The following is a 26,450-nucleotide window of genomic DNA, read 5'->3' as shown; positions in this document are numbered from 1 at the left end:
GATGAGGTACTACACAAGATGTTTAGTTTTATTGCCCGCCGACTGGGGTTATTGATCCCCACGTTTTTCGGCATCACCTTGCTGACCTTCGCGTTGATTCGCATGATCCCTGGCGACCCCGTGGAAGTGATGATGGGCGAACGTCGGGTCGACCCCGAAATGCACGCTCAGGCAATGGAACGCCTAGGTCTGAACAAGCCGCTGTATGCCCAGTATCTGGACTACATCGGCAAACTGGCTCAAGGCGATCTCGGTGAATCCCTGCGCACGCGCACCAGCGTATGGACCGAGTTCTCCTCTCTATTCCCGGCGACCCTGGAACTGTCCATGGCCGCCCTGCTGTTCGCCGGCATTCTGGGCCTTCTGGCCGGGGTAATTGCGGCACTCAAGCGAGGATCCCTGTTCGACCATGGGGTGATGGGCATCTCCCTCGCGGGGTATTCGATGCCGATCTTCTGGTGGGGCCTGATCCTCATCATGTTCTTCTCGGTGAGCCTGGGCTGGACGCCGGTTTCCGGGCGGATCGACCTGCTCTACGACATCGAGCCGCGCACCGGTTTCATGCTGATCGACACGCTGCTGGCCGATGACGTCGGGGCGTTCTTTGACGCGTTGCATCACCTGATCCTGCCGGCCATCGTGCTCGGCACCATTCCGCTGGCGGTAATCGCGCGGATGACCCGTTCGTCGATGCTCGAAGTGCTGCGTGAAGACTATATCCGCACCGCCAAGGCCAAAGGCCTGTCGCCGTCGCGCGTGGTGTTCGTCCACGGTCTGCGTAACGCGCTGATTCCGGTACTCACCGTGGTCGGCCTGCAAGTCGGCACCCTGCTGGCCGGTGCAGTCCTGACCGAAACCATTTTCTCCTGGCCCGGCATCGGTAAATGGCTGATCGAAGCCATCGGCGCCCGGGACTACCCGGTTGTGCAAAACGGCATCCTGCTAATCGCCTGCCTGGTGATTCTGGTCAACTTCGTAGTGGACATCCTCTACGGCTTTGCCAACCCACGCATCCGTCATCAGCGCTGAGGTCCAATCCAATGAGCACTCCAACTTCCTCAGTAGCGACGTCCGCCACCACCGCGGATCAAAGCCTGCTGTACCCGTCTCCGTACAAAGAATTCTGGCAAGCCTTCTCCAAGAACAAGGGCGCGGTTGCCGGCCTGCTGTTCATGTTGCTGGTGATTTTCTGCGCGCTGTTCGCGCCGTGGGTCGCCCCGCACAACCCGAGCGAGCAATACCGCGACTTCCTGCTGACGCCGCCGGCGTGGCTTGAAGGCGGGCAGATTCAGTTCCTGCTCGGCACCGATGAACTGGGTCGTGACCTGCTGTCGCGTCTGATTCAGGGCTCGCGCCTGTCGCTGCTGATCGGTTTGTCGTCGGTGGTGATGTCGCTGATTCCGGGGATCCTCCTCGGTCTGTTCGCCGGTTTCTTTCCGAAGATGATTGGCCCGACCATCATGCGTCTGATGGACATCATGCTGGCCCTGCCGTCATTGCTGCTGGCTGTGGCGATTGTCGCCATCCTCGGCCCTGGCCTGATCAACACCGTGATTGCGATTGCTGTGGTTTCCCTGCCGTCCTACGTGCGTCTGACCCGTGCCGCCGTGATGGGCGAACTGAACCGCGACTACGTGACCGCCGCGCGCCTCGCTGGTGCCGGTCTGCCACGCCTGATGTTCATCACCGTGCTGCCGAACTGCATGGCACCGCTGATCGTTCAGGCGACCCTGAGCTTCTCCTCGGCGATTCTCGATGCCGCTGCGTTGGGCTTCCTCGGCCTTGGCGTACAACCGCCAACCCCTGAGTGGGGCACCATGCTGGCTTCGGCCCGCGACTACATCGAACGCGCCTGGTGGGTGGTGAGCCTGCCTGGTTTGACCATTTTGCTCAGCGTGCTGGCAATCAACTTGATGGGCGACGGTCTGCGCGATGCGCTCGACCCGAAACTCAAGAACGCCGCCTGAGGAGATTCCCATGTCACTGCTAGAAATCAAGAATCTCAACGTTCGCTTCGGCGACAAGACCGCGACCCCGGTGGTCGACGGCCTCGACCTGAAAGTCGACAAAGGCGAAGTACTGGCCATCGTCGGCGAATCGGGCTCGGGTAAATCCGTGACCATGATGGCGCTGATGGGCCTGATCGAGCATCCCGGCATCGTCACCGCCGACTCGCTCAACTTTGACGGCAAAGACATGCTCAAGCTGAGCAACCGTCAGCGTCGGCAGATCGTCGGCAAAGACCTGTCGATGGTTTTTCAGGATCCGATGACCGCGCTGAACCCGAGCTACACCGTCGGTTTCCAGATCGAAGAAGTGCTGCGTCTGCACCTGAAAATGTCCGGCAAGCAAGCGCGCAAACGTGCGATCGAACTGCTGGAAAAAGTCGAAATCCCGGGCGCCGCCAGCCGTATGGACGCCTACCCGCATCAACTGTCCGGCGGTATGAGCCAGCGCGTTGCGATCGCCATGGCGATTGCCGGCGAGCCGAAACTGCTGATCGCCGACGAACCGACCACGGCTCTGGACGTGACGATTCAGGCGCAGATCATGGATCTGCTGCTGGCGTTGCAGAAAGAACAGAACATGGGCCTGGTGCTGATCACTCACGACCTCGCGGTCGTGGCAGAAACCGCCCAGCGCGTCTGCGTGATGTACGCCGGCCAAGCCGTGGAAGTCGGCCAAGTGCCGCAACTGTTCGACATCCCGGCGCACCCGTACAGCGAAGCGCTGCTCAAGGCGATTCCCGAGCACAGCCTCGGCGCCTCACGTCTGTCGACCCTGCCGGGCATCGTTCCGGGCCGTTACGACCGTCCGCAGGGTTGCCTGCTGTCGCCGCGCTGCCCGTACGTGCAGGACAGCTGCCGCGCGCAGCGTCCAGGTCTTGATCCGAAAGCCCACAGCCTCGCCCGCTGCTTCTACCCGCTGAATCAGGAGGTGGCGTAATGGCCGTCGTACTTACCGCCCGCGACCTCACCCGTCACTACGAAGTCTCCCGTGGCCTGTTCAAGGGTCACGCGACCGTGCGCGCACTCAACGGCGTGTCGTTCGAACTGGAAGCCGGCAAGACCCTCGCTGTTGTAGGCGAGTCGGGTTGCGGCAAATCCACCCTCGCCCGTGCGTTGACGCTGATTGAAGAGCCTTCTTCCGGCTCGTTGAAAATCGCCGGACAGGAAGTCGCCGGCGCCGACAAGGCTCAGCGCAAGCAACTGCGCAAAGACGTGCAGATGGTGTTCCAGAGCCCGTACGCCTCGTTGAATCCACGACAGAAAGTCGGTGACCAGCTCGGCGAACCTTTACTGATCAACACCAACCTGTCCGCCGCCGAACGTCGCGAGAAAGTCCAGGCGATGATGAAGCAGGTCGGCTTGCGCCCTGAGCACTACCAGCGTTATCCGCACATGTTCTCCGGCGGCCAGCGCCAGCGTATCGCCCTGGCGCGCGCGATGATGCTGCAACCGAAAGTGCTGGTGGCGGACGAACCGACTTCCGCGCTCGACGTGTCGATTCAGGCGCAGGTGCTCAACCTGTTCATGGATCTGCAGCAGGAGTTCAACACCGCTTACGTGTTCATCTCGCACAACCTCGCGGTGGTGCAACACGTCGCCGATGACGTGATGGTGATGTACCTCGGCCGCCCGGTAGAAATGGGCCCGAAGAACGACATCTACGAACGCCCGCTGCACCCGTACACCCAGGCGCTGCTGTCGGCGACCCCGACCATTCACCCGGATCCGAACAAGCCGAAAATCAAAATCGTCGGCGAACTGCCTAACCCGCTGAACCCGCCACCGGGCTGCGCTTTCCACAAGCGCTGCCCGTACGCGACCGAGCGTTGCAGCACCGAAGAACCGGCACTGCGTCCGCTGGATAACCGGCAGGTGGCTTGCCACTACGCCGAGCAATTCCTCGACGGCGCGGCTTAAAAAAAGCACGCCCACTTAAAAGTGGGCGTGCTTTTTCAACTTGTTGCTCAATTGGATTTCTGTAACGTCAGTGAGAGAAGAGTTCTGACAATTACGGCTTACAAAAATCCAAACCTTGCAACATCGAAACTTCGAAACCTTCGAAACTGCCTTTCGCCTCGATCTTCTTTTTCTTATCCGCGTCATTGACAACAGAGACGTTAGCCTCAACGACAGCTGTCTGCGAAAGCTGATCGAATTTAGTTACTTTGACTTCGCCTAAAATGCCATTATACGAACTTTCACAGGAAGCATAGTAGACAGCATTCGCTGTCCCCTCACCGCCAAACCGATCTATCTTATAAGATCTCCCCACCTCCACATTAAGGGTGCGCACGACCAAAGCCAGCCATTCTCCATCACCTTTATCAGCATCAAACTGATAACTTCCATCCTCCAGTCGTTGCAACACCCGAACCTTCTCACTATAAAAAACATCTTCACCAGTAATGGTGGCCTTCAGGTGCCCACTGGTATTTTTTCCTTCTTTATTCGTCATCATCCAAGTCCTTTAGTTGTCCAAAAAAACATCCAGCCTGCCAACTCATTTATATTTCGCGCACGGCAACCTGTCTACTGTCACTTCTGACAGGTACCTGTCATTAACTGGGGGAAGCCGACAAACGGTATGCGCTAAAATATAAATTTTCGTATTCTTCTAGCGCCATCCGAAACTGCCCGTACGCGACCGAGCGTTGCAGCACCGAAGAACCGGCACTGCGTCCGCTGGATAACTGGCATGTGGCTTGCCACTACGCCGAGCAATTCCTCGACGGCGCGGCGTAAGCAAATCTGAAGGATGATGCAAAAACTGTGGAAGTGGGCTTGCTCACGAAAGCGTCGTTTCAGTCACTTTATTCGTTGACTGACACGCCGCTTTCGCGAACAAGCCCGCTCCCACAGGGATTGCGTTTCAAACAGAGTCAAGTATTGATAAAACCCCTTCTGTCTCGAATGTGCATAATTCGAGACAGCAGGAGGTTTATTTAGTGATGGTTCAGAGCTGATGATTAGCCATTGTTAGTTACTGCCCTCAAAACCAGAAAACTCCCCCTTGACCACGATCTTCTTCTCCTCGCCATTTACTCTGGCGATCGTTGCTTCAGCTTCGATGATGGCTTCCTGGGTCAACTTATCGAACTTCACAAACTTGATAAAGCCAGTAATACCGTCATATTTAACGTCTGCGGAAGCCTGATAATGCGCTGTCGCCGTCCCCGCAGAACCAAACTGCTCAATCTTGTAACTTTCACCGGTTCTAATATCCAGCGTACGCACAAAGAAAGTTAACCACTCGTTTTTGTCATTGCGTCCCTCAAAACTAAAACCCTGATCGGACAGGCTTTGATGTACCAGAACATCCTTGGTCGAAAATCCCTCCACGGAAGTACCCTTCGCCTGTAACTGCCCAGTGGTTTTTTTACTTTCGTTAGCGCTCATCATGCAATTCCTTTTGGTCATTTAGAAAAACACCCGTTTGCGGATGTATTTGTAATGACCGCATAACAAGCCGTCTACTGTCATATCTGACAGGTATCTCTACATAATCCTGATAATCTGACAAACGGCTCCAGACGAAAAGTCGATCTTGCTCTATCCGGACAACACGTTTTTAAAACTGTAGGAGCTGCGGCACGCTTCGATCTTTAGATTCTGATTGATAAAATCCAGATCAAAAGATCGCAGCGTGCCGCAGCTCCTACAGGGATATCGCAACCAAGGGTTTATTTGATCTTAGATCTACGTCTGGCTATCGCCCTCATCCGGATCATCAGTGTCCGGCTCGTCAGTGGTCGAGTCGTCATCATCGGCGGCACCGCCCTGCCCCTGATCGCCCGGCTCGGATTCGGATTTGGCGAGCATCAAGCCGCTATGCCCCACCTGCCCGTTGAAGGCCTGAGAATCATGATCCTCGCACTCGGCCCAAGCCGTCGCGGTGCCGAGGGACAGCATCACCATTACTTTCAATAGCAATAAAACGCGTAGCAATCTGCTCTTCATAGCCGACTCCATCCTTTTCCAAGTGAGACATACGTGCCTGACTGGCGCTGTGTGAAATCTAGTTCCGATCAGCCGTGTTCACCAGATAGGACGCTAAAGGCGGAGTGGAAATGCCCTCGAAGGACAGATTGCTTTTGAATAACACTGATAGCTGAATCACCTAAGTGAAGGTTTGTGCAGGGCGTGCTAACGATTCGCTTGCCGGTTCAACGGAATGGACAACAGCACAAGAACCGTACTGGCTAGCCAAACGCTGTGGCCAAGTACCTCGAGATTACAAAAAACCGATTTGTGATCAAAAGCCCCTCACCCTAACCCTCTCCCGGTGGGAGAGGGGACTGACCGCGTGGACTGGAAGAGATACGCCGACGTGGGATACCGAGTTGCACGCACATTTTGAAAAGCCTAAAAATCGGCCCCCTCTTCCTCGGGAGAGGGCTGGGCGGGCGGCGTTCCGATGAGGGGCAAAAAAACCACAAATCCAAAGTCGAAACCCGTGCTCCTCACCACTCAATAGGCCGAGTGTCAGCTCGCCTGCTCTTGATCTTGATCCACAGGCGACATCGGAAGGCTGAGTGGAGGGATTGATCCGGGCGTGGGAGCGCAGCGACTGTTTGGCGAAGCCAAACACAGCGAGAGGAGGTGCAGCGAAGCAAACCGTAGGCGCTGCGCCCGGATCGATCCCGGAGCGAAGGAACCCCGAGCTCCAGCGAGCGGGCCGTACGTAGGAGCAAGCGTTTTTTTGCTTACTTTTTTTAGGCGTTTGTAAAAAAAGTGAGTCGCCGTAAGGGCGAAACCGTAATCAGAAACTCCCGCAGAAACGGATATACCCCCAAACCCAAGGCAATAAAAAACCCCCAAGGCATACACCTTGGGGGCTTCGGACAAAACAGTTCAGAACTTAGTGATGCTCACGCGTCGCCCGGAATTTCACGTCCGGCCAGCGCTCTTCCATCAACGCCAGGTTAACCCGAGTCGGAGCGAGGTAGGTCAAATGCCCACCACCGTCGACCGCCAGGTTCTCCACAGCCTTGTTGGAAAACTCCTCAAGCTTCTTCTTGTCGCTGCATTCAATCCAGCGCGCGGAATACACAGTGATCGGCTCATACGAGCACTCAACCTTGTATTCCTCCTTCAAACGGCTGGCGACCACATCAAACTGCAGCACACCCACGGCGCCAAGAATGATGTCGTTGCTGCGCTCCGGGAAGAACACCTGCGTTGCACCCTCTTCGGCCAACTGCTGCAGACCCTGACGCAACTGCTTGGACTTCAGCGGATCACGCAGACGCACACGACGGAACAGTTCCGGCGCAAAGTGCGGGATGCCGGTGAAACCGAGGGTTTCGCCTTCGCTGAAGGTGTCGCCGATCTGGATGGTGCCATGGTTGTGCAGACCGATGATGTCGCCGGCAAAGGCTTCTTCCAGTTGCTCACGCTCGGAGGAGAAGAACGTCAGGGCATCGCCGATGCGCACGTCCTTGCCAGTGCGCACGTGGCGCATCTTCATGCCTTTTTCGTACTTGCCGGAGCAAATGCGCATGAAGGCGATACGGTCACGGTGCTTGGGATCCATGTTTGCCTGGATCTTGAAGATGAAGCCGGAGAACTTCTCTTCGACCGGCTCAACGGTACGTTCGTTGGCGACACGGGCCAATGGACGCGGGGCCCAATCGACAACGGCGTCGAGGACATGGTCAACACCAAAGTTGCCCAAAGCCGTACCGAAGAACACCGGGGTCAGCTGACCGTCGAGGAATTCCTGCTGGTTGAATTCGTGGCAGGCGCCCTGAACCAGCTCCAGTTGATCGATGAAACGGTCGTACTCGTCACCCAGGTGTGCGCGGGCTTCGTCGGAGTCGAGTTTCTCGATGATCTTGGTTTCGGTGCGTTCGTGACCATGACCGGCAGTGTAAACAATGATGTAGTCATCGGCCAGGTGGTACACGCCTTTGAAGTCGCGGTAGCAACCGATCGGCCAGGTGATCGGCGCGGCTTTGATCTTCAGAACGGCTTCGATTTCGTCGAGCAGTTCGATCGGGTCGCGGATGTCACGGTCGAGTTTGTTGATGAAGCTGACGATCGGCGTGTCACGCAGACGGCAGACGTCCATCAGCGCAATGGTACGCGGCTCAACACCTTTACCGCCGTCGAGCACCATCAGCGCCGAGTCGACCGCCGTCAGGGTGCGATAAGTATCTTCAGAGAAGTCTTCGTGGCCCGGGGTGTCGAGCAGGTTGATCATGTGTTCGCGATACGGGAACTGCATGACCGACGTGGTAATGGAAATACCCCGCTGCTTTTCCATCTCCATCCAGTCGGATGTCGCATGGCGATCGGATTTACGGGATTTCACCGTACCGGCCACTGCAATCGCCTTGCCCATCAACAGGAGCTTTTCGGTGATCGTGGTTTTACCGGCATCGGGGTGGGAAATAATGGCGAAAGTGCGGCGTTTCGCGACTTCGGCGGCCTGGTTGGTCATGGGAAATCGCCTGGCGGTGATTCAAAAAAGGGCGGCGAGTATAGCTTAAAAAGTAACCGCCGAACCACCGTCCCTCGGGCCCGCAAAACCCTGTAGGAGCTGCCGCAGGCTGCGATCTTTTGCTCTGTTGCGCTAGAACAAAGTCAAAAGATCGCAGCCTTCGGCAGCTCCTACAGGTGGCCAGATGGCATCTTATGTGGGAACCTTTCAGCGCTCGGAGACGTCCATCCCCTGTTACGACATGTCGTCAGGGGCTGAAAAATCAGCAAGTTAGCCTGACGAGGCTGCGCTCATGGCTCGCTTTCAGACCGCTCTTCCGGTGCTGAAGGAGCTGCTTCTCGCGAACGTTTATTCCCGGCAGCCATGTATGGCATGCCACACGGGAGAGCGTTTGCCGACTACAAAAAAAGGAGTCCGCCTGTGGCTATCCGCTATGGCAAAGGGCTGATTGGAGGTGCGGTGGTGATCGCGCTCCTGGCCCTGCTGGTCCACTGGATCGGCATCAACACGATCGAACACTACCGCGACGATTTGTTGTTTTACCTGCAAGCTCATCTGATTCTCGTCCTCGCTTCAATGCTGGCCGCCCTTGTCGTGGGCATCCCCGCCGGCATCTTCCTCAGTCGCCCGACCATGGTCGGACGCGCCGAACGCTTCATGCAAATCTTCAACATCGGTAACACCGTGCCTCCGCTGGCCGTGCTCGCGATTGCCTTGGGCGTCCTCGGCATCGGCAGTGGCCCGGCGATCTTCGCTTTATTCCTCGCCTCCTTGTTGCCGATTGTGCGCAACACCTACGAAGGCCTTAAAAACGTTCAGGGATCGCTTAAAGAAGCGGCCGTCGGCATCGGCATGACGCCGCGCCAAGTGCTGTGGAAAGTCGAATTGCCCAACGCCGTGCCGATCATTGTCGGCGGTGTGCGTGTGGCCCTGGCGATCAACGTCGGCACCGCGCCGCTGGCATTCCTGATCGGCGCCAACAGCCTCGGCAGTCTGATCTTCCCCGGCATCGCCCTGAACAATCAGCCGCAACTGGTACTCGGCGCTGCGTGCACCGCACTGCTCGCGTTGCTGCTTGATGGCGTCGTCACACTCGCCAGCCGTCTCTGGCTGGAACGCGGTTTGCGCACGTCTTAAGGCTTTTGCGAAGGAATACCTATGAAACGATTTAGCTTGATTCTAAGCCTGATGCTGAGCAGCGCCCTGCTGTTCGCCGGCATCGCGCAAGCCGCTGACAAACCGGTGATTCGCCTCGGCGCCCGGGTCTTCACCGAGCAAACCCTGCTCGCGGAAATCACCGCGCAGTACCTGCGCAGTAAAGGCTACGACGCGCAGATCACTGGCGGTCTGGGCAGCAACCTCGCCCGCAGCGCTCACGAAAGCGGGCAACTGGACTTGCTCTGGGAGTACACCGGCGTGTCGCTGGTGGCTTACAACCATGTCACCGAGAAACTCGACAGCGCACAGTCCTACGCCCGGGTGAAAGAACTCGACGCCAAAAAAGGCCTGATCTGGCTGACGCCGTCGAAATTCAGCAACACCTACGCCCTCGCGCTGCCGAAAAAAGTGGCTGAGAAATATCCGCAGATCACCAACATCAGCCAGTTGAACGAGGTGCTGCGCGCTGAAGCCAAGACCAATCACCTGGTGGCGCTGGACACCGAGTTCGCCAACCGCTCCGACGGCCTGATCGGCATGGTCGACCTCTACGGCATGAACCTGACCCGCAAGAACATCCGCCAGATGGATGCCGGGCTGGTTTACACGGCGTTGCGCAACGGTCAGGTGTTCGCCGGTCTGGTCTACACCACCGACGGTCGCCTCAGCGCCTTTGGCCTGAAACTGCTCGAAGACGACAAACACTACTTCCCCGATTACACCGCTGCACCCGTAGTGCGCCAGGCAACACTGGACGCCAACCCGAAACTGGCCGAGCAACTCAAGCCGCTGGCCGAACTGTTCGACGACGAAACCATGCGCCAGCTCAACGCGCGGGTCGATGTCGATCATGAAAGCCCATCGTCCGTTGCCGCCGATTTCCTGCGCCAACATCCGCTGAATTAAAGGAGGAAAAGTCATGGAATTCTTCAACGCCTTTTCCCATCTCGACTGGCAACAGGTGATGCACCTGACCTGGCAGCACATCACCCTCGTCGGCATCGCTGTAACGTTGGCGATTGTCGTCGGCGTGCCGCTGGGCATTTTGATGACGCGCTTCCCAAGCCTCGCCGGCCCGCTACAGGCCAGCGCCACCGTGCTGCTGACCGTGCCGTCAATTGCGCTGTTCGGTTTGCTGCTGCCGTTCTACTCGAAGTTCGGTCAGGGCCTCGGCCCGATGCCGGCGATCACCGCCGTGTTCCTCTATTCACTGCTGCCGATCATGCGCAACACCTACCTCGCCCTCACCGGCGTCGAACCCGGCATTCGTGAAGCCGCACGCGGCATCGGCATGACCTTCGGCCAGCGCCTGCGCATGGTCGAACTACCAATCGCGGTGCCGGTCATCCTCGCCGGCGTGCGCACCGCCGTGGTGATGAACATCGGCGTAATGACCATCGCCGCGACCATCGGCGCTGGCGGCCTCGGTGTGTTGATCCTCGCGTCCATCAGCCGCAGTGACATGTCGATGCTGATCGTCGGCGCGCTGCTGGTCAGTCTTCTGGCCATTTTCGCTGACCTGTTTCTCCAATGGCTGCAACGCTCGTTGACTCCAAAAGGACTCCTCAAATGATCGAACTTCAAAACCTCAGCAAAACTTTCCAAAGCAACGGCAAAGACGTCAAAGCCGTGGACTCGGTGAGCCTGACCGTCAATGAAGGCGAAATCTGTGTGTTCCTCGGGCCATCGGGTTGCGGCAAAAGCACCACGCTGAAAATGATCAACCGCCTGATCAAACCGACCTCGGGCAAGATCCTCATTAATGGTGAAGACACCACCGATCTCGACGAAGTGACCCTGCGTCGCAACATCGGTTACGTGATCCAGCAGATCGGTCTGTTCCCGAACATGACCATCGAAGAGAACATCGTTGTCGTGCCGAAACTGCTCGGCTGGGACAAACAGAAATGCCACGACCGCGCCCGCGAGTTGATGAGCATGATCAAGCTTGAGCCCAAGCAGTATCTGCATCGTTATCCGCGTGAATTGTCCGGTGGCCAGCAACAGCGCATCGGCGTGATCCGCGCACTGGCGGCGGATGCGCCGCTGCTGCTGATGGACGAGCCGTTCGGTGCGGTTGACCCGATCAACCGCGAGATGATCCAGAACGAATTCTTCGAGATGCAGCGCGCGCTGAACAAGACCGTGATCATGGTCAGCCACGACATCGACGAAGCGATCAAACTCGGCGACAAAATCGCAATCTTCCGCGCCGGCAAACTGCTGCAGATCGATCACCCGGACACGCTGCTCGCGCACCCGGCGGACGACTTTGTCAGCAACTTCGTCGGCCAGGACAGCACGCTCAAGCGTCTGCTGTTGGTCAAAGCGGAAGATGCGGCGGACAACGCGCCATCGGTGAGCCCGGAAACGCCAGTGGCCGATGCGCTGGAATTGATGGACGAACATGACCGTCGCTACGTGGTGGTTACCTGCGCCGACAACAAGGCGCTGGGCTATGTGCGTCGTCGTGATCTGCACCGTCAGACCGGCACTTGCGCGCAGTTCTTGCGTGAATTCAACGCCACCGCCGCGTACGACGAGCATCTGCGCATTCTGTTGTCGCGCATGTACGAGTTCAACCGTTCGTGGTTGCCGGTGATGGACGCCGAGCGGGTGTTCCTCGGTGAGGTGACGCAGGAGTCGATTGCCGAGTATCTGAGCTCCGGCAAATCCCGCGGCGGCAAGACCAGCATCGTCTCGCCAGCTGAGGCCGTAGTCGCCTGATGAATCGGTAAATACACAAAACCCTGTGGGAGCGAGCTTGCTCGCGAAAGCGCAAGATCAGTCAACAACGATGTCGACTGTGAAAAAGCCTTCGCGAGCAAGCTCGCTCCCACAGGATCCGGGTGATTTTTTCTTCATTCGTCATGCGGAAATTAATCTCAACACTGCATAACCGCGCAGCGTGTCTAAAACGACCTGCGAAACAGCCAAATTCTCCCTCATACCCTCACCTCGCCGCCAACGTCGCCGATGTTGCCGCCATCACACTTACCCACGACTTCGCCGACATAATCCGCGAACGTGCAGGTATTTTTAACACTTCAAAATTCTCGGGGAACATCTGTCCGTCATCTCGGTCGGCTACAAAGAGTGATCAGAGCGACGCACGTCAGAAGCGTGCAAAAACGCGACATTTTTAGTTGATCTCAGGCCCCTCACGCCCTAAAGTTCGCGCCGAACGTCCATGCTGGAAACGATCCATCCGGCTCAAGTACTGACGACGAGACAGCAAGGCCAAGGGCAAATCCGCCCGTGGCCTTTTTGCTTTCGGCGACATGCCTTGGGAAGTAGGCGAACCAAAGTGGGGATACGGAGGACGTTCATTTGCACCCATTGTTTAATTCAGTTTGCCAGTAGGAGTTCCCAGCATGTCGATCAATGTCGAAGACTATTTCGCGCGCGCCACTTTTGACAAAATGAAGGCGTTTGCCGACAAACAGGAAACCCCGTTCGTGGTGATCGACACCGCGATGATCAGCCAGGCCTACGATGACCTGCGCGCCGGTTTCGAATTCGCCAAGGTCTACTACGCGGTCAAGGCCAACCCGGCCGTCGAGATCATCGACCTGCTCAAAGAGAAGGGTTCGAGCTTCGACATCGCCTCGATCTACGAGCTGGATAAGGTGATGGATCGCGGCGTCAGCGCCGACCGTATCAGCTACGGCAACACCATCAAGAAATCCAAGGACATCCGCTACTTCTATGAGAAGGGCGTGCGTCTGTTCTCCACCGACTCCGAAGCTGACCTGCGCAACATCGCCAAGGCTGCGCCGGGCTCGAAAGTTTATGTACGCATCCTCACCGAAGGCTCGACCACGGCTGACTGGCCACTGTCGCGCAAATTCGGCTGCCAGACCGACATGGCCATGGATCTGCTGATCCTCGCTCGCGACCTCGGCCTGGTGCCTTACGGCATCTCCTTCCACGTTGGTTCGCAGCAGCGCGACATCAGCGTCTGGGACGCAGCGATCGCCAAGGTCAAAGTGATCTTCGAGCGTCTGAAAGAAGAAGACGGCATTCACCTCAAGCTGATCAACATGGGCGGTGGCTTCCCGGCCAACTACATCACCCGCACCAACAGCCTGGAAACCTACGCCGAAGAAATCATCCGCTTCCTCAAAGAAGATTTTGGTGATGACCTGCCGGAAATCATTCTGGAGCCAGGCCGTTCGTTGATCGCCAACGCCGGTATTCTGGTCAGCGAAGTGGTACTGGTCGCACGCAAGTCGCGCACGGCTGTTGAACGCTGGGTGTACACCGATGTGGGCAAGTTCTCCGGCCTGATCGAAACCATGGACGAAGCGATCAAGTTCCCGATCTGGACCGAGAAGAAGGGCGAGATGGAAGAAGTGGTCATCGCCGGCCCGACTTGCGACAGCGCCGACATCATGTACGAGAACTACAAGTACGGTTTGCCGCTGAACCTGGCGATTGGTGACCGGTTGTACTGGTTGTCGACTGGTGCTTACACCACCAGTTACAGCGCGGTTGAGTTCAACGGCTTTCCACCGCTGAAGTCGTATTACGTGTAAGCGTCTTACCCGTAACGCAAAAAGCCCATGACCTGTCATGGGCTTTTTGCGTTACAGCCGGGTCAATTTGCCCAGTTGGTCCGACATGCTTTGCACATCGTTCAACGGCCCCTTGAGCATCGGCAGCGCAGATTTCGCCCGCGCCATCGTCATCGCCGGATAATGGTTTCGAAGCATCTGTTGCGCTTCATCCAGCATGCACGACATCCGATGGCAGAAATCGCTGAGGTTGTTCGCCGCACTGGCAGCGCGTCGGCGCAGGTTAAACAGAAACTCGACATGTTCTTTGGACTGCGCGATTCGCTCCTCCTGCGAATACAACCGGTCTGGCTCATAAGTCGTGCCGGGCAGACCGATTTTACCCAGACTGTAATAGGCCTCGATCTTGGGGATCGGTTTATCGCACGTGCATATCGGCATCGTCAGGCACTCGATGAAACGCACGAAGATGCCGTGGATCGACTCGGCCAGTCCGATCACCCGGGTTTTGAAATTGAGCACCATGCCCCGGTATTGCTCAAGCCGGCGATCCATTTCGCGCAGCACATCGATGATGCTTTCGGCAGGTGTATTGCCCCAGGCAGGCGACCTCACCAGTGAAAAATGCCGCGGATTGATCGTGACGATCGTCTTTCGGCGATTGTCGGCCTTTGAAACGACTGCCTGAAACTCTTCGATAAAGGCAAAAATCTCACGCAACACCTGCGCAGAACGGCTGCCAAGCACCGGTGTGGCCACCTGTATCGCCCGCCAACACATTTCACTGGTTTGTGCAGCCTGCCTCAGGCTTTGAACATTCGGCGGCGGCACCATGATGTGCTTTTGCCGTTCGAAGATCCCGGTAAACTCGGTCATTTCCTGCAAGGCAGGGGGTAGATCCTGCAGAAACTTCACGTACTGCTTCAATGCAGCGAAGTTTTTTTCTGCCAGTAAATATTCAAGCATCAGCCTCTCCTTAGTCTGATCGTACTTTCATTGCCGATGGAACCGTGCCCATCGGCAATCCTGCGCCGGACTCTGATATCACACACAAATGCAGAGCACGCCTACCGGCAGACTCAGCGCTGCGGAACGGACAGCGGATTAAGGAAAGCGATAAACAGTGGCGCATGCTGTTTCAACGCGGCACTGAGTGCATCACAGTCGTCCGACACTTCGACATCGATTGCATCGCGCAACTGCTCAAAAGCATTCACGGCAGGACGGTAGGTGGCGGCATATTCGGCGCGACAGTCTTCCATGGCGTGAATGGCCTTCAGGTAAGTGACCTTGCCTTGCGAATCACGGATACCCGCGCGCTCGCGTTCAATCTCGGCCTGCACGCCATCGATTTTCAGCTTCAGCTTGTCGCTCTCACGCACCATGTCCAGGAAGCGCACAGACTCACGAATGCCAATAAGGGTTCGCTTCAGTTGGTCGATGGCCGCCATCACCAGTTTGATTTCCGGCGGAGCCAGGCCAAGTTCGGTGATCTTGGCGATGGTCAGCTCAACGTCCTTGCCCAGATTCTCGATACCGCTTTTTTCCAGCAGATTGACCCCGTTAATGATGACCTTTCGATCAGTCGCAAGCTCTGCAAGTTTGCTGTCCAGCTGTGCAATTTCTGCATCGGTCACGAGCGCGTCGCGCTGGAAATCGGCGATGTAAGCCTGCGTCAGACGCATATCAAACCGTGCATCAATATTGCGCAAGGCGTTACGCACCAGAGTTGCCTGCTTGGTCATGGCAGAGGAAATCGAACGCAAAATGTCCTTGCGCTCATCGTCGATTTCTTCAATGACCTCAGGATCGGTTTCTTTCAACCGATCCTTCTCGTTGCGGGCGAGACGTCGCAGGCAGTTTTGCAGATCATTCACTCCGGTCTGGGCCGAATCCTGCAATTGGTTTTGGCATTGCCCCATGCCACTCACAGTGCGCTTGAAGCGGTCAAACAGATCAGGCAGGTAACCCAGTTTAGTCTTCAAGACTTCTGCCTGAGTGCGAGCTTCACGCATCTGTTCGACAGTGGAGGCCAAAGTGGCCATGTCCACAGGCAGATAGCTCACTGTCGCGCTGAGACTGATCACACGCGAGGTTCGCGTGCTGAACGAATAGTTGCGCTCGTATTCTTCATCGGCCTCTTTGAAGACCTCAATAAGCTTGTCCGAGTCGGTCTCGATGGCTTTCCATGGCAGCACGACTTCTTCGAACTCGGTACCGAAAACCCGCAGGCTCAAGGCGTCGTTGACGCGGCCCATAGCAGCGACCGAGTTGGAAATGTGCAGGTAGAGGCTTTTCCAGACATGCATCAGGTTCTGCGTGGCGATGTCGGCATCGATGGCCACGATCATCAGACTTTGCAGGTCATGTTTGACGCGGGCAAGGGAACCGAGTGTCTGGTTCTTGCTCGCCAACACCTGGATATCCCGTTCCTGTTCGGCATACAACGCTTTGCGTGCCGCACGAATATTTTCCGCCTCCACCCCCATGTAGATAGCCATGGCCAGGCCCACGATGTTCATCCCGGCGGCAGACTTCAATGCCTCCTGAACAGCGGCCTTGTATTCAGTGTTTTTGATATCGATTTCTTTGGCACGATTATCGATGTCATTCTTCAATACTTTGATATCTGCAGCCAACGAACTGCTGTCGATCAAACCGACCCTGAGTTTGATATTGGGCAGAACATGCTCGCGCAGATCATAACCAAACAGGTCCAGGTCATTCTTGATGGCTTGCACATCGCTGAGGTTTTTATTGATCCGCTCGAATATTCGCTGCAGGTAGTAACCCAACGTCGCGACGGTATCCGGATCAACTTCAATATCCGGAAACTTGTCACCCAATTCAATTTCGAGTGTTTTAAGCTGGGCAAGTGTTTTAATCTTGTTTTTCTTGAGGAACGCGACCGAATCATCGTCGCTCAAGACTTCCTGAATCGCCTTGCCATAATTGAGCATGCTGCTGGCAAAGCTCTTCAGCCCCTGCCCGGTCATCATGATGCGTTCACGCAGCGGCGACCAGCGTCTTGCGTGGTTGCGGGTGTTTACAAAGGTCGAGAGGAAATCTGTCGGATTCAACCCTGGGCCGCCGTTCTGCCCTGCGCCATAGCGCAGATAATCTTCGACATCCTTCAGGGTATGCGGCAGCGCCAGGCCGGCTGCTTCATATTTACGCAAATCAATGATCTGTTTTTTAGTGAGGAGCAACCCTCTGTCGCGTACTACATCATCGCCATCCGACGTCGATGCGTCACTTAGTAACTTTGGCGCCGCTGCCGCCACCTGCATAACTTGTTCAGGCGAGGCATTATTCAGGGCATCGCCCCATAAGCTGGAAGAAGACATGATCATTCCTTTAATCAGTTTTAAGTCAAGTAAAATCAAAAACAATTCAGAACCCGTAAGAACTTAAACTTGCCAGACAGACTTAAACATAAAAGCCGCACTTAAAAAAAGCGTTTCATGCCTTCAATATATTTATAAAGAATACTAACAACTGGACATACGACTCGATACTTGCGAACAGCGCCTTGAATTCAACTAGACGCTGATGTGCCCTGCGCGCTCTTTATACTCTTGAGCCAATGCCTGAATGGCCGTGTGTGCTGCGCTCTCCAAAGTCTGGGCAGCCACGCCGAGAAACGCAGCATGCCCCCCGAACATTGCCTTGCGGTACCAGCCTGACGCCTCTTCAATCTGTGAGCGCTCGGCCAGCACGCTGGCATAACTGAACTGGCCACGGAAGTCGCCGGCCTGCGCCGAGCGGCGATACCAGTCGAAGGCTGCGGCAGGGTCCGCGCGACAATGGCGTCCCTCTTCAAGATAACGCCCGAGCAGGTTCATCGACTTGGCGTGTCCGGACTCGGCGGCCTGGCGATAAAGCGCCAATGCTTGCGGCTGATCGACCGCCACGCCGCGCCCGGTCGCCAAGAGATTTGCCAGGTTGTACATCGCCCAATCCAGGCCTGCCTGCGCCGCGACTCGATAATGCTGCGCGGCAACCCCGGCATCGGGGGCACACCCCCAGCCATGCTCATGACAACGCCCGAGCATGTTGCGCGCCATCAGGTGCCCGCGTCCGGCGGCGATGCCGAACCAGCGCAGCGCCAGCGGCGGGTCCTGCGCGATACCCTGGCCGTCCAGCAGGATTTGCCCGAGCAATGCCTGCGCTTCAACCTCGCCCTCGCCCGCTGCCAGCAAAATGGCTTGGGCCGCACGGGCCGGACTTTCAGTGAGCATGGCGCTGAGTTGTTCGCCGTTGAGGACTTCCTCGCGACGCAATAGAAAACTCATACCTCGACCCAGCGACGCAGCAGGTTGTGATAGGTGCCGGTTAAGCGAATCAGCGAAGGGTGATCGGGCATGTCTTGAGTGAGTTCCTGGATTGCCCCGTCCATCTCGAACAGCAGCGCGCGCTGGCTGTCTTCGCGCACCAGGCTTTGCGTCCAGAAGAACGACGCATAGCGGGCGCCGCGAGTGACCGCGTTGACCTTGTGCAGGCTGGTGCCGGGGTACAACACCATGTCGCCGGCGGGCAGTTTCACTTGTTGCGTGCCGTAGGTGTCCTGGATTTCCAGTTCGCCGCCGTCGTAATCCTCGGGCTCACTGAAAAACAGCGTCGCCGACAGATCGGTACGCACGCGCTCGATGCTGCCCTTGGGTTGGCGCACGGCGTTGTCGATGTGGAAATCGAAACTGCCACCAGCCGTGTAACAGTTCATCAACGGCGGGAAGACTTTGTGCGGCAATGCGGCCGACATGAACAGCGGATTTTTCCACAGCCGCTCGAGCATCGCCGCGCCGATTTCCTTGGCCAGCGGATGGCCTTCGGGCAGTTGCAGATTGTGCTTGGCCTTAGCCGACTGGAAGCCGGCGGTGATCTTGCCATCAGCCCAGTCAGCCTGCTGCAAAGCCTCGCGAATGCGCTGCACCTCGTCTTTCGCGAACAGTGCGGGGATGTGCAGCAGCATGGCGATGTCACCTGATGGCAAAGAGGCGGCAATGGTATTGATTCTTATTGTCCGTGTAAAACCCGGGAGACGAATGAACTGGCAGAAACCGTAAGGTTAAATTGTAAAGAATGTAAATTCAGTGCGAATAACAATGTTTCGCAATTGATACGAATACCTGTTTACCCTATATTCCGCCGCCTCAAATCCTTGGGGAGGGGAATAAAAATGGCACGTCAACACGCACAATTACCGGTCAGTTCACCACGTCTGCTCGCCTCTGCAATCGGCGTCGCAATTACCGCCGGCTCCGCTGGCCAGATGGTGTTCGCTGCTGAGAAAACCGACAGCAAAGCGTCCGGCGATGCCATCGCTCTGGACGCCACCGCCATCACCGGCGAAGCGCAGGACTCGACGTCCTACCAGGTCGAAAAAGCCTCCTCGCCCAAGTACACCGCGCCGCTGGTCGACACGCCGCGCTCGGTCACCGTGATCCCGCAACAAGTACTCAAAGACACCGGCGCCCTGAACATGCAGGACGCGCTGCGCACCGTGCCGGGCATCACTTTCGGTGCCGGTGAAGGCGGCAACCCACAGGGCGACCGTCCGTTCATTCGTGGTTTCGACGCCCAGGGCGACACCTACCTCGACGGCGTGCGCGACACCGGTTCGCAGAGCCGCGAAATTTTCGCCGTGGAAAACATTGAGGTCAGCAAGGGCCCGAACTCCGCCATCGGCGGTCGTGGCGCAGCGGGCGGCAGCATCAACCTGGTGAGCAAGAAAGCCCACCTTGGCAACTCGTTCGACGGTGGTTTCACCTGGGGTTCCGACCAGACCCAGCGTTACACCCTCGACGGCAACTACCAGTTCAGCGACACCGCCGCTGGCCGTCTCAACCTGATGAGCCACGAGAGCAACGTCGCCGGTCGTGACAAGGTCGATTACGACCGTTGGGGCATCGCCCCGTCCCTGGCGTTTGGCCTGGGTACCGACACCCGCGTCAACCTCGATTACTACCATCTGGAAAGCAACGACACCCCGGACTCCGGCGTGCCGTACACCATTCCGCTCGGCGGCTCGACGGCACGCAGCAAATCCAATCCGGACAAGCCGTACTCGGGTGGCGACCACAGCAACTTCTACGGTCTGGATCGCGATTTCCGCAAGGGCCGCACCGACACCGCGACCTTCGCCATCGAACACGATTTGAGCGACTCGCTGACCATCAAGAACACCCTGCGTCACGGCACCAGCATGCAGGATTACATCCTGACCCAACCGGACGACAGCAAGGGCAACGTCAACAACGGTACGGTCTGGCGTCGTGCAAACACTCGGGTGAGCAACACCGAGACCACCACCAACCAGACTGACCTGTTCGGTAACTTCTACGTTGCTGGCTTCAAGAACAGTTTCTCCACCGGTGTGGAATACACCCGTGAGGAGAGCCAGAAGTCCTCGTACAACGTCAACACTGACACCACGCCGCGCACCACCGCCGCGACCACCAACTGCAACCCGGGGCTGATCGGCGCAGCCAGTGGCTACAACTGCACCTCGCTGTCCAACCCGAACCCGAACGATCCGTGGAACGGCGCGATCTCGCGCAACTACGCCGGCACCGACACCCAGTCCGATACGTACGCGCTGTATGCGTTCGACACCCTGGAGTTGTCCGAGCAGTGGCTGGTGAATATGGGCCTGCGTTACGACCACTTCGAAACCGGCTACAAGACTTACACCAACGCCGGCACCACCACTTCGAAGGGTGCTGACACCAGCGAGTTCGTCACCGGTCAGTTCGGCGTGGTTTATAAGCCAGCGGAAAACGGCAGCATCTATGCGTCTTACGCGACCTCGGCTACGCCACCGGGCAACACCCTGGGCGAAGGTCAGGAAGGCAACCCGTTGGGCGGCAGCACTGATCGTGCCGGTAACCTGCTGAGCAGCGACATGGAGCCGGAAACCACCAAGAACTACGAAATCGGTACCAAGTGGGATCTGCTCAATGATCGCCTGTCGCTGACCGCTGACATCTTCCGCACCGAGAAAGAAAACGCGCGTGTGCAAGTCGACACCACCTCGTACGAAAACGCCGGCAAGACCCGCGTGCAAGGTGTCGAGTTGTCGGCCAGCGGCAAGCTCACTGACAAATGGCAAGTGTTCGCCGGTTACGCCTACATGGACAGCGAGCAAGTTGACGGCGGTCCACTGGGCCGTGCCAACGACGGCAACGAACTGCCAAACACGCCGAAAAACAGCGCCAGCCTGTGGACTACTTATCAGGTCACTCCGAAGCTGACCCTCGGTGGTGGCGCGTTCTACGTCGACGACGTCTACGGCAGCGTGGCCAATACGACCATGGTCGATTCGTATGTGCGTTACGACGCGATGGCGGCGTACAAGCTGACCAAGAACGTCGACCTGCAACTCAACGTGCAGAACCTGACCAACGAAACCTACTACGACAAAGCCTTCTCGACCCATTTCGCCAACCAGGCGGCGGGCCGTACGGCATTGTTGAGCACCAATTTCCACTTCTAAACACCGTGGAACCTGTGGGAGCGAGCTTGCTCGCGAAAACGGTGGGTCAGTCAGCCTTCACGTCACTGACAGATTGCATTCGCGAGCAAGCTCGCTCCCACAGGTGATGTGATCAACAGGTTCGGCCCCGTTCATTCAATTGAACGGGGCTTTTCTGCGTAATAAAGAACGCTTCTCGATAACCCACGGCATAATGCGCGCCGTGATGACAATTTCCGAACGGACGGCGAGTGACGTGTTGAAGAAAACCCTGTTCCAGTTGCACTGGTTTTTTGGCATCACCGCGGGCCTGGTGCTGGCGTTGATGGGCATCACCGGCGCGACCTATTCGTTTCAGGACGAAATCCTGCGGGCGCTGAATCCCTCCGTCCTGCAAGTGGAAAAACAAGTCGCCGGCGTCTTGCCACCGGTCGAACTGGTCGAGCGCATCGAAGCCGCGTCCGGCAAAAAAGTCTCGATGCTCTCGGTCGAGACCGACAGCGGCAGCGCAGCGAAAGTGTTTTTCACACCGCCCAAGGGCGAACGTCGCGGCGAGATGCGCTACTTCGATCCGTACACAGGCGAGTTCATGGGCGATGCCGTCGGCCAGGACTTCTTCGGCCTGATGCTGCAACTGCACCGCTTCCTCGCGATGGGCGATACCGGCCGCAACATCACCGGCGCCTGCACGCTGATCCTGCTGTTTTTCTGCCTCTCCGGGTTGTACCTGCGCTGGCCGCGTCAGTGGAACAGCTGGCGTGTGTGGCTGACCCTCGACTGGAAGAAAAAGGGCCGCGCCTTCAATTGGGATCTGCACTCGGTGGCGGGTACATGGTGCCTGTTGGTCTATCTGCTGCTGGCGCTGACCGGGTTGTCGTGGTCGTACGAGTGGTACAACAAGGGCCTGACCAAACTGCTTTCCGACGCGCCGCAAAACGAGCGCGTGCGCGGTGGTCGTGGCCCGGCACCGCAAGGCCCGGCGCCGACTGCCGATTACGCGGCGATGTGGAGCAGCATCTACAGCGCCGCCGGCCCAGGCCTGTCTGCCTACAACATTCGTATGCCGCCCGTGGCTGGCCAACCGGCGACCGTGTTCTATCTGCTGGAAAACTCGCCGCATGAGCGCGCGCTCAACCAGATCACTCTCGACCCGGCCACCGGCATCGTCAAACGCGTTGATCGTTACGCCGACAAGAGCTTCAAGGCGCAACTGCTGACCAGCATCTATGCGCTGCACGTCGGCAGCTATTTCGGTCTGATCGGGCGGATCATCGTCACCCTCGCGGCGGTGTGCATGCCGCTGTTTTTCATCACCGGTTGGCTGCTGTACCTCGATCGTCGGCGCAAGAAAAAGCAGATCAAGGACGCACGTAAAGGCCTCGAACAACCGGCGGGCGATGCACCGGCGTGGCTGATCGGTTTCGCCAGCCAGAGCGGTTTCGCCGAGCAACTGGCGTGGCAAACCGCCGGGCAATTGCAGGCCGCCGGTTTGCCGGTGAAAGTGCAGCCGCTGGCAAATGTCAGCGAGCAGGATCTGCGTGAATCGAACAACGCGCTGTTCGTCGTCAGCACCTTCGGCGACGGCGAAGCACCGGACAGCGCCCGTGGTTTCGAGCGCAAAGTGCTGGGCAAAGCTTCGACACTGGACAGCTTGAACTACGCGGTGCTTGGGCTCGGCGATCGTCAGTACCAACACTTCTGCGGCTTTGCCAAACGTCTGCATCAGTGGCTCGGCGAGCACGGTGGCAAGACACTGTTTGCGCCGGTGGAAGTCGACAGCGGCGATCCTTATGCGCTGCGTCACTGGCAGACGCAACTTGGTCTGCTCACCGGACAAGCGCCGGTCGATACCTGGCAAGCACCGAGCTACGACAACTGGACGCTGACCCGCCGCGAATTGATGAACCCGGACAGCAGCGGTTCGCCGGTTTATCTGCTGGGCCTGAGCGCACCGAACACCAGCAGTTGGCTGGCTGGTGATCTGGTCGAAGTGCTACCGCGCAACTGCCCGTGGGTCATCGAACATTTCCTCGACGGCCTCGGTATTCGTGGCGAGACCATGGTGAAAATCAACGGCCTCGACGAGCCGCTGGAAGTCGCACTGGCTTCGCGTCAATTGCCTGAGCATCGCGCGCATCTGGTCGGTTTGCATGCGCAGTCGCTGGTCGATGCGATGGTGCCGCTGGCCATGCGCGAATACTCGATCGCCTCGATTGCCGCCGACGGTGTGCTGGAGCTGATCGTGCGTCAGGAACAGCATGCCGATGGCACGCTGGGCATTGGTTCCGGCTGGTTGACCGAGCATGCGCCGGTCGGTGGCAGCATCAGCCTGCGCGTGCGTCGCAACAGCGGGTTTCACCTGCCGAACGAGCCGGTGCCGATGATTTTACTGGGCAACGGCACCGGTCTGGCCGGGCTGCGCAGCTTGCTCAAGGCGCGGATTGCCGATGGTCAGCAGCGCCAGTGGTTGCTGTTTGGCGAGCGTAACCGTGAACACGATTTCCTCTGTCGTGCGGAGCTGGAAGAGTGGTTGATCAATGGCGATCTGGAACGGCTGGATCTGGCGTTTTCGCGGGATCAGGCGGAGAAGGTTTATGTGCAGGATCGCTTGCGTGAATCGGCGGGTGAGTTGAAGAAGTGGCTGGCGGACGGTGCCGTCATCTACATCTGCGGCAGCCTTCATGGCATGGCTTCAGGCGTGGATCAGGTGCTCAAGGACATTCTCGGCAGCGCTGAAGTCGAGCGCCTGATCGAACAGGGCCGCTACCGGCGCGACGTTTATTAAGAGCCCCTCACCCTAACCCTCTCCCAGAGGGAGAGGGGACTGATTGGGGGATGCTCAAGTCTTACGCCGACCTGAACGTCCTCTGCCGAATCCATAATCGAGAGGAAGGCTTTGTGCTGATCTCATAATCGACTCGATCTTTCAGGTCGATGTATGACGCAACACAACTCGGTCGGCCCCCTCTCCCTCTGGGAGAGGGCTGGGGTGAGGGTAAGCGCTTGATCTTCAAACCGGCTGCAACTTTTGCTCGAAAACCGCCACTCCATCCAGATCCCGCAACACCACACTCATCTCCCCGCTCTGCCCTTCAATATTCACCTCACCAAAAAACTGAAACCCGGCAAACGGCGAGGTGTTCTGTACCGCCGGGGCCTTCTCGAACACCACCTGTGGCCCAAAGGTTTTATCCAGCGGATTCGGCCCAAAACTCCCGGCATTCAGCGGCCCCGCAACAAACTCCCAGAACGGCTCGAAATCCTGAAACGCCGCCCGATCCGGGTGATAGTGATGCGCCGCGCAGTAATGCACGTCCGCCGTCAGGAAGACGAAGTTGCGCACCTGCTGCGCGCGCAGGAATCCGAGCAATTCGGCGATCTCTAACTCACGCCCCTGCGCCGGGCCCGGGTCGCCATTGGCCACCGCCTCCCATCGCGCCACACCCGGACTGACTTCACCGTCCGGCACGCCAAGCCCGATCGGCATGTCCGCAGCAATGACTTTCCACTGTGCCTTCGACGCCTTCAATTCACGCTTGAACCAATCCAGTTGTTCACGCCCGAGAAACGGTTTTTCCGCGCCAAGATTGTCGTCATTCGCCTCGCGATAACTGCGCATATCGAGCACAAATACATCGAGCATCGGACCGTAACTGAGCCTGCGATAGATCCGTCCGCCACCGTCGGCGGCATGCAAACGCATCGGCGCATTTTCCAGCCACGCCTGCCGCGCGCGCCCCACCAAGGTGTGAATATCTTTTTCCTGATAGCGCTCATCCAATTGCTTGCCCGGCGACCAGTTGTTGACCACTTCATGGTCGTCCCACTGCCAGATTTGCGGCACTTCGGCGTTGAAGCGGCGGATGTTTTCGTCCATCAGGTTGTAGCGATAGTTGCCGCGATAATCGTCTAGGGTTTGCGCGACTTTGCTCTTGGCTTCGGTGGTGAGGTTGCGCCAGATGCGCCCGCCTTCGGTGGTGAGCTGCGCGGGCACCGGGCCGTCGGCGTAGATGGTGTCGCCGCTGTGGATAAAGAAGTCCGGCAGGCGCAGGCGCATGGCTTCGTAGATGCGCATGCCGCCGATGTCCGGGTTGATGCCGAAGCCTTGGCCGACAGTGTCGCCGCTCCAGACAAAACGGATATCGCGTCTGGCCGTCGGCGCACTGCGCAAATGGCCGAACCACGGCTCGCTGGCGACGCCGGTCTGGGCGTCTTCGAAGTACACGCGATAGAAAATCGCCTGATTGGCAGGCAGCCCGGTGAGCTCGACGCGGGCGGTGAAATCAGTGCGCGCGTCGGCCAGTGCCGAGATGAATTTACGCGGATTGCCGAACAGGCTGCGGGTGTCCCACTCGACCACCATGCGAGCGGGGCGATCGCTGCGACTCCAGATCATCGCGCGATCGCCGAGCAGGTCACCGGACTGCACGCCATCGGTCAACTGCGGACGATCCTTGACCGAAGCAATCACCGCCGGCGCCAGCCCCGGCAGCAACAGCCCGGCGCCGATCCCTTGCATGACACGCCGGCGACCGAGATTGAAATCGCTCATGGGGTTCTCCCTGGAAAAAGGGACACTTAAGCACGCCCACATGACCCCGCAATGACACCTGCCACACCACAAATCCAATGTGGGAGCGGGCTTGCTCGCGAAAGCGGTGTGTCAGATAAAAAAGTATCGACTGACACGACGCTTTCGCGAGCAAGCCCGCTCCCACAGGGGTGATGTACGCCGCCGCCAAATCACCTCAAATCCAGCCCTGTTAGCGCCGGCCTCTGATCCCGCCAACACCGCAAACCAAAATGTGGGAGCGGGCTTGCTCGCGAAGGCGGTGGGTCAGATAAAAAAG

Annotated in this window: 20 protein-coding genes and 1 pseudogene; 12 read left to right on the top strand and 9 right to left on the bottom strand. The window is 57.8% G+C overall.

Annotated features, from left to right (window positions below; genetic code table 11):
* The first annotated feature begins 18 nt into the window (after positions 1-18).
* From GVL50_RS24480 to GVL50_RS24465, 4 genes are read left to right on the top strand one after another with little or no spacing between them, the layout of a single operon-like run.
* Entirely contained in the window at positions 19-1,029 is a 1,011-nt protein-coding gene (locus tag GVL50_RS24480; protein ID WP_053117067.1) for an ABC transporter permease subunit, read from the top strand.
* 11 nt (positions 1,030-1,040) lie between these two features.
* On the top strand, positions 1,041-1,967 hold the full coding sequence (locus GVL50_RS24475) for an ABC transporter permease subunit (protein WP_159815353.1): 927 nt from the start codon (positions 1,041-1,043) through the stop codon (positions 1,965-1,967).
* 10 nt (positions 1,968-1,977) lie between these two features.
* The gene (locus GVL50_RS24470; RefSeq protein WP_129389065.1) at positions 1,978-2,946 is read left to right on the top strand and encodes an ABC transporter ATP-binding protein; all 969 of its coding nucleotides are present in this window, start codon (positions 1,978-1,980) and stop codon (positions 2,944-2,946) included.
* Complete coding sequence (locus tag GVL50_RS24465) at positions 2,946-3,926, top strand: peptide ABC transporter ATP-binding protein (protein ID WP_053117064.1); 981 nt, start codon at positions 2,946-2,948, stop codon at positions 3,924-3,926. The genes GVL50_RS24470 and GVL50_RS24465 overlap by 1 nt, the downstream gene beginning before the upstream one ends.
* A gap of 91 nt (positions 3,927-4,017) precedes the next feature.
* On the opposite strand, the gene GVL50_RS24460 is transcribed toward GVL50_RS24465, so the two are convergent.
* Positions 4,018-4,464, bottom strand: a complete 447-nt coding sequence (locus GVL50_RS24460) for a hypothetical protein (protein WP_159815352.1) — start codon at positions 4,462-4,464, stop codon at positions 4,018-4,020.
* A 170-nt stretch (positions 4,465-4,634) separates the two neighbouring features.
* On the opposite strand from GVL50_RS24460, the pseudogene GVL50_RS24455 reads away from it, so the two are divergent.
* Positions 4,635-4,751 (top strand): annotated as a pseudogene (locus tag GVL50_RS24455) (dipeptide ABC transporter ATP-binding protein); the annotation flags it as partial.
* Positions 4,752-4,985: 234 nt separating this feature from the next.
* Here the strand turns inward: GVL50_RS24455 and GVL50_RS24450 are convergent.
* From GVL50_RS24450 to GVL50_RS24440, 3 genes are all read right to left on the bottom strand, one after another.
* The gene (locus GVL50_RS24450; RefSeq protein ID WP_159815351.1) at positions 4,986-5,405 is read right to left on the bottom strand and encodes a hypothetical protein; all 420 of its coding nucleotides are present in this window, start codon (positions 5,403-5,405) and stop codon (positions 4,986-4,988) included.
* A 300-nt stretch (positions 5,406-5,705) separates the two neighbouring features.
* A complete protein-coding gene (locus GVL50_RS24445; protein ID WP_159815350.1) occupies positions 5,706-5,966 on the bottom strand; it encodes a hypothetical protein in 261 nt (86 codons plus the stop codon).
* Positions 5,967-6,867: 901 nt separating this feature from the next.
* Positions 6,868-8,451 (bottom strand): peptide chain release factor 3, encoded by a 1,584-nt coding sequence (locus GVL50_RS24440; RefSeq protein ID WP_159815349.1) that lies wholly within the window; start codon positions 8,449-8,451, stop codon positions 6,868-6,870.
* 420 nt (positions 8,452-8,871) lie between these two features.
* Here GVL50_RS24440 and GVL50_RS24435 point away from each other — a divergent pair, with 420 nt between their 5' ends.
* From GVL50_RS24435 to GVL50_RS24415, 5 genes are all read left to right on the top strand, one after another.
* The gene (locus tag GVL50_RS24435; protein ID WP_053117060.1) at positions 8,872-9,588 is read left to right on the top strand and encodes an ABC transporter permease; all 717 of its coding nucleotides are present in this window, start codon (positions 8,872-8,874) and stop codon (positions 9,586-9,588) included.
* A 21-nt stretch (positions 9,589-9,609) separates the two neighbouring features.
* Positions 9,610-10,515: a glycine betaine ABC transporter substrate-binding protein gene (locus GVL50_RS24430; RefSeq protein WP_159815348.1), complete on the top strand. Its 906-nt coding sequence runs from the start codon at positions 9,610-9,612 to the stop codon at positions 10,513-10,515.
* Between the two features lie 13 nt (positions 10,516-10,528).
* A complete protein-coding gene (locus GVL50_RS24425) occupies positions 10,529-11,182 on the top strand; it encodes an ABC transporter permease (RefSeq protein WP_053117058.1) in 654 nt (217 codons plus the stop codon).
* Complete coding sequence (locus GVL50_RS24420) at positions 11,179-12,336, top strand: betaine/proline/choline family ABC transporter ATP-binding protein (protein WP_053117057.1); 1,158 nt, start codon at positions 11,179-11,181, stop codon at positions 12,334-12,336. The genes GVL50_RS24425 and GVL50_RS24420 overlap by 4 nt, the downstream gene beginning before the upstream one ends.
* Before the next feature lie 647 nt (positions 12,337-12,983).
* The gene (locus tag GVL50_RS24415) at positions 12,984-14,147 is read left to right on the top strand and encodes a type III PLP-dependent enzyme (RefSeq protein WP_053117055.1); all 1,164 of its coding nucleotides are present in this window, start codon (positions 12,984-12,986) and stop codon (positions 14,145-14,147) included.
* A gap of 51 nt (positions 14,148-14,198) precedes the next feature.
* Here GVL50_RS24415 and GVL50_RS24410 read toward each other — a convergent pair whose 3' ends face one another.
* The 4 genes from GVL50_RS24410 to GVL50_RS24395 form a co-directional block, all read right to left on the bottom strand.
* Positions 14,199-15,041, bottom strand: coding sequence for a hypothetical protein (locus GVL50_RS24410; RefSeq protein WP_256671958.1), 843 nt, complete (start codon positions 15,039-15,041; stop codon positions 14,199-14,201).
* A 164-nt stretch (positions 15,042-15,205) separates the two neighbouring features.
* On the bottom strand, positions 15,206-17,473 hold the full coding sequence (locus GVL50_RS24405; protein ID WP_159815346.1) for an alpha-xenorhabdolysin family binary toxin subunit A: 2,268 nt from the start codon (positions 17,471-17,473) through the stop codon (positions 15,206-15,208).
* Positions 17,474-17,668: 195 nt separating this feature from the next.
* Positions 17,669-18,421: a tetratricopeptide repeat protein gene (locus GVL50_RS24400; protein ID WP_159815345.1), complete on the bottom strand. Its 753-nt coding sequence runs from the start codon at positions 18,419-18,421 to the stop codon at positions 17,669-17,671.
* Positions 18,418-19,098 carry a Fe2+-dependent dioxygenase gene (locus GVL50_RS24395; protein WP_159815344.1) on the bottom strand — a complete coding sequence of 227 codons (681 nt, stop codon included), beginning with the start codon at positions 19,096-19,098 and terminating at the stop codon, positions 18,418-18,420. Before GVL50_RS24395 ends, GVL50_RS24400 begins: the two co-directional genes overlap by 4 nt.
* 207 nt (positions 19,099-19,305) lie before the next feature.
* On the opposite strand from GVL50_RS24395, the gene GVL50_RS24390 reads away from it, so the two are divergent.
* Entirely contained in the window at positions 19,306-21,621 is a 2,316-nt protein-coding gene (locus GVL50_RS24390; protein ID WP_159815343.1) for a TonB-dependent siderophore receptor, read from the top strand.
* A 235-nt stretch (positions 21,622-21,856) separates the two neighbouring features.
* Complete coding sequence (locus GVL50_RS24385; RefSeq protein WP_159815358.1) at positions 21,857-24,385, top strand: sulfite reductase flavoprotein subunit alpha; 2,529 nt, start codon at positions 21,857-21,859, stop codon at positions 24,383-24,385.
* 225 nt (positions 24,386-24,610) lie between these two features.
* Here the strand turns inward: GVL50_RS24385 and GVL50_RS24380 are convergent, their stop codons facing one another.
* Positions 24,611-26,152, bottom strand: coding sequence for an alkaline phosphatase (locus tag GVL50_RS24380; RefSeq protein ID WP_159815342.1), 1,542 nt, complete (start codon positions 26,150-26,152; stop codon positions 24,611-24,613).
* Positions 26,153-26,450 lie beyond the last annotated feature (298 nt).

Origin of the sequence: Pseudomonas sp. 18058 (assembly GCF_902706155.1) — a bacterium.
Taxonomy (GTDB): domain Bacteria; phylum Pseudomonadota; class Gammaproteobacteria; order Pseudomonadales; family Pseudomonadaceae; genus Aquipseudomonas; species Aquipseudomonas rustica.
The sequence above is the reverse complement of the archived record's forward strand: the minus strand, read 5'-3'. Positions and strand labels throughout refer to the sequence as shown.

Excerpts from the sequence above, each read along its gene's own strand:
- GVL50_RS24480 (WP_053117067.1), top strand. The coding sequence starts at position 19 with ATGTTTAGTTTTATTGCCCGCCGACTGGGGTTATTGATCCCCACGTTT.
- GVL50_RS24475 (WP_159815353.1), top strand. The coding sequence starts at position 1,041 with ATGAGCACTCCAACTTCCTCAGTAGCGACGTCCGCCACCACCGCGGAT.
- GVL50_RS24470 (WP_129389065.1), top strand. The coding sequence starts at position 1,978 with ATGTCACTGCTAGAAATCAAGAATCTCAACGTTCGCTTCGGCGACAAG.
- GVL50_RS24465 (WP_053117064.1), top strand. The coding sequence starts at position 2,946 with ATGGCCGTCGTACTTACCGCCCGCGACCTCACCCGTCACTACGAAGTC.
- GVL50_RS24460 (WP_159815352.1), bottom strand. The coding sequence starts at position 4,464 with ATGACGAATAAAGAAGGAAAAAATACCAGTGGGCACCTGAAGGCCACC.
- GVL50_RS24450 (WP_159815351.1), bottom strand. The coding sequence starts at position 5,405 with ATGAGCGCTAACGAAAGTAAAAAAACCACTGGGCAGTTACAGGCGAAG.
- GVL50_RS24445 (WP_159815350.1), bottom strand. The coding sequence starts at position 5,966 with ATGAAGAGCAGATTGCTACGCGTTTTATTGCTATTGAAAGTAATGGTG.
- GVL50_RS24440 (WP_159815349.1), bottom strand. The coding sequence starts at position 8,451 with ATGACCAACCAGGCCGCCGAAGTCGCGAAACGCCGCACTTTCGCCATT.
- GVL50_RS24430 (WP_159815348.1), top strand. The coding sequence starts at position 9,610 with ATGAAACGATTTAGCTTGATTCTAAGCCTGATGCTGAGCAGCGCCCTG.
- GVL50_RS24425 (WP_053117058.1), top strand. The coding sequence starts at position 10,529 with ATGGAATTCTTCAACGCCTTTTCCCATCTCGACTGGCAACAGGTGATG.
- GVL50_RS24420 (WP_053117057.1), top strand. The coding sequence starts at position 11,179 with ATGATCGAACTTCAAAACCTCAGCAAAACTTTCCAAAGCAACGGCAAA.
- GVL50_RS24415 (WP_053117055.1), top strand. The coding sequence starts at position 12,984 with ATGTCGATCAATGTCGAAGACTATTTCGCGCGCGCCACTTTTGACAAA.
- GVL50_RS24405 (WP_159815346.1), bottom strand. The coding sequence starts at position 17,473 with ATGTCTTCTTCCAGCTTATGGGGCGATGCCCTGAATAATGCCTCGCCT.
- GVL50_RS24400 (WP_159815345.1), bottom strand. The coding sequence starts at position 18,421 with ATGAGTTTTCTATTGCGTCGCGAGGAAGTCCTCAACGGCGAACAACTC.
- GVL50_RS24395 (WP_159815344.1), bottom strand. The coding sequence starts at position 19,098 with ATGCTGCTGCACATCCCCGCACTGTTCGCGAAAGACGAGGTGCAGCGC.
- GVL50_RS24390 (WP_159815343.1), top strand. The coding sequence starts at position 19,306 with ATGGCACGTCAACACGCACAATTACCGGTCAGTTCACCACGTCTGCTC.
- GVL50_RS24380 (WP_159815342.1), bottom strand. The coding sequence starts at position 26,152 with ATGAGCGATTTCAATCTCGGTCGCCGGCGTGTCATGCAAGGGATCGGC.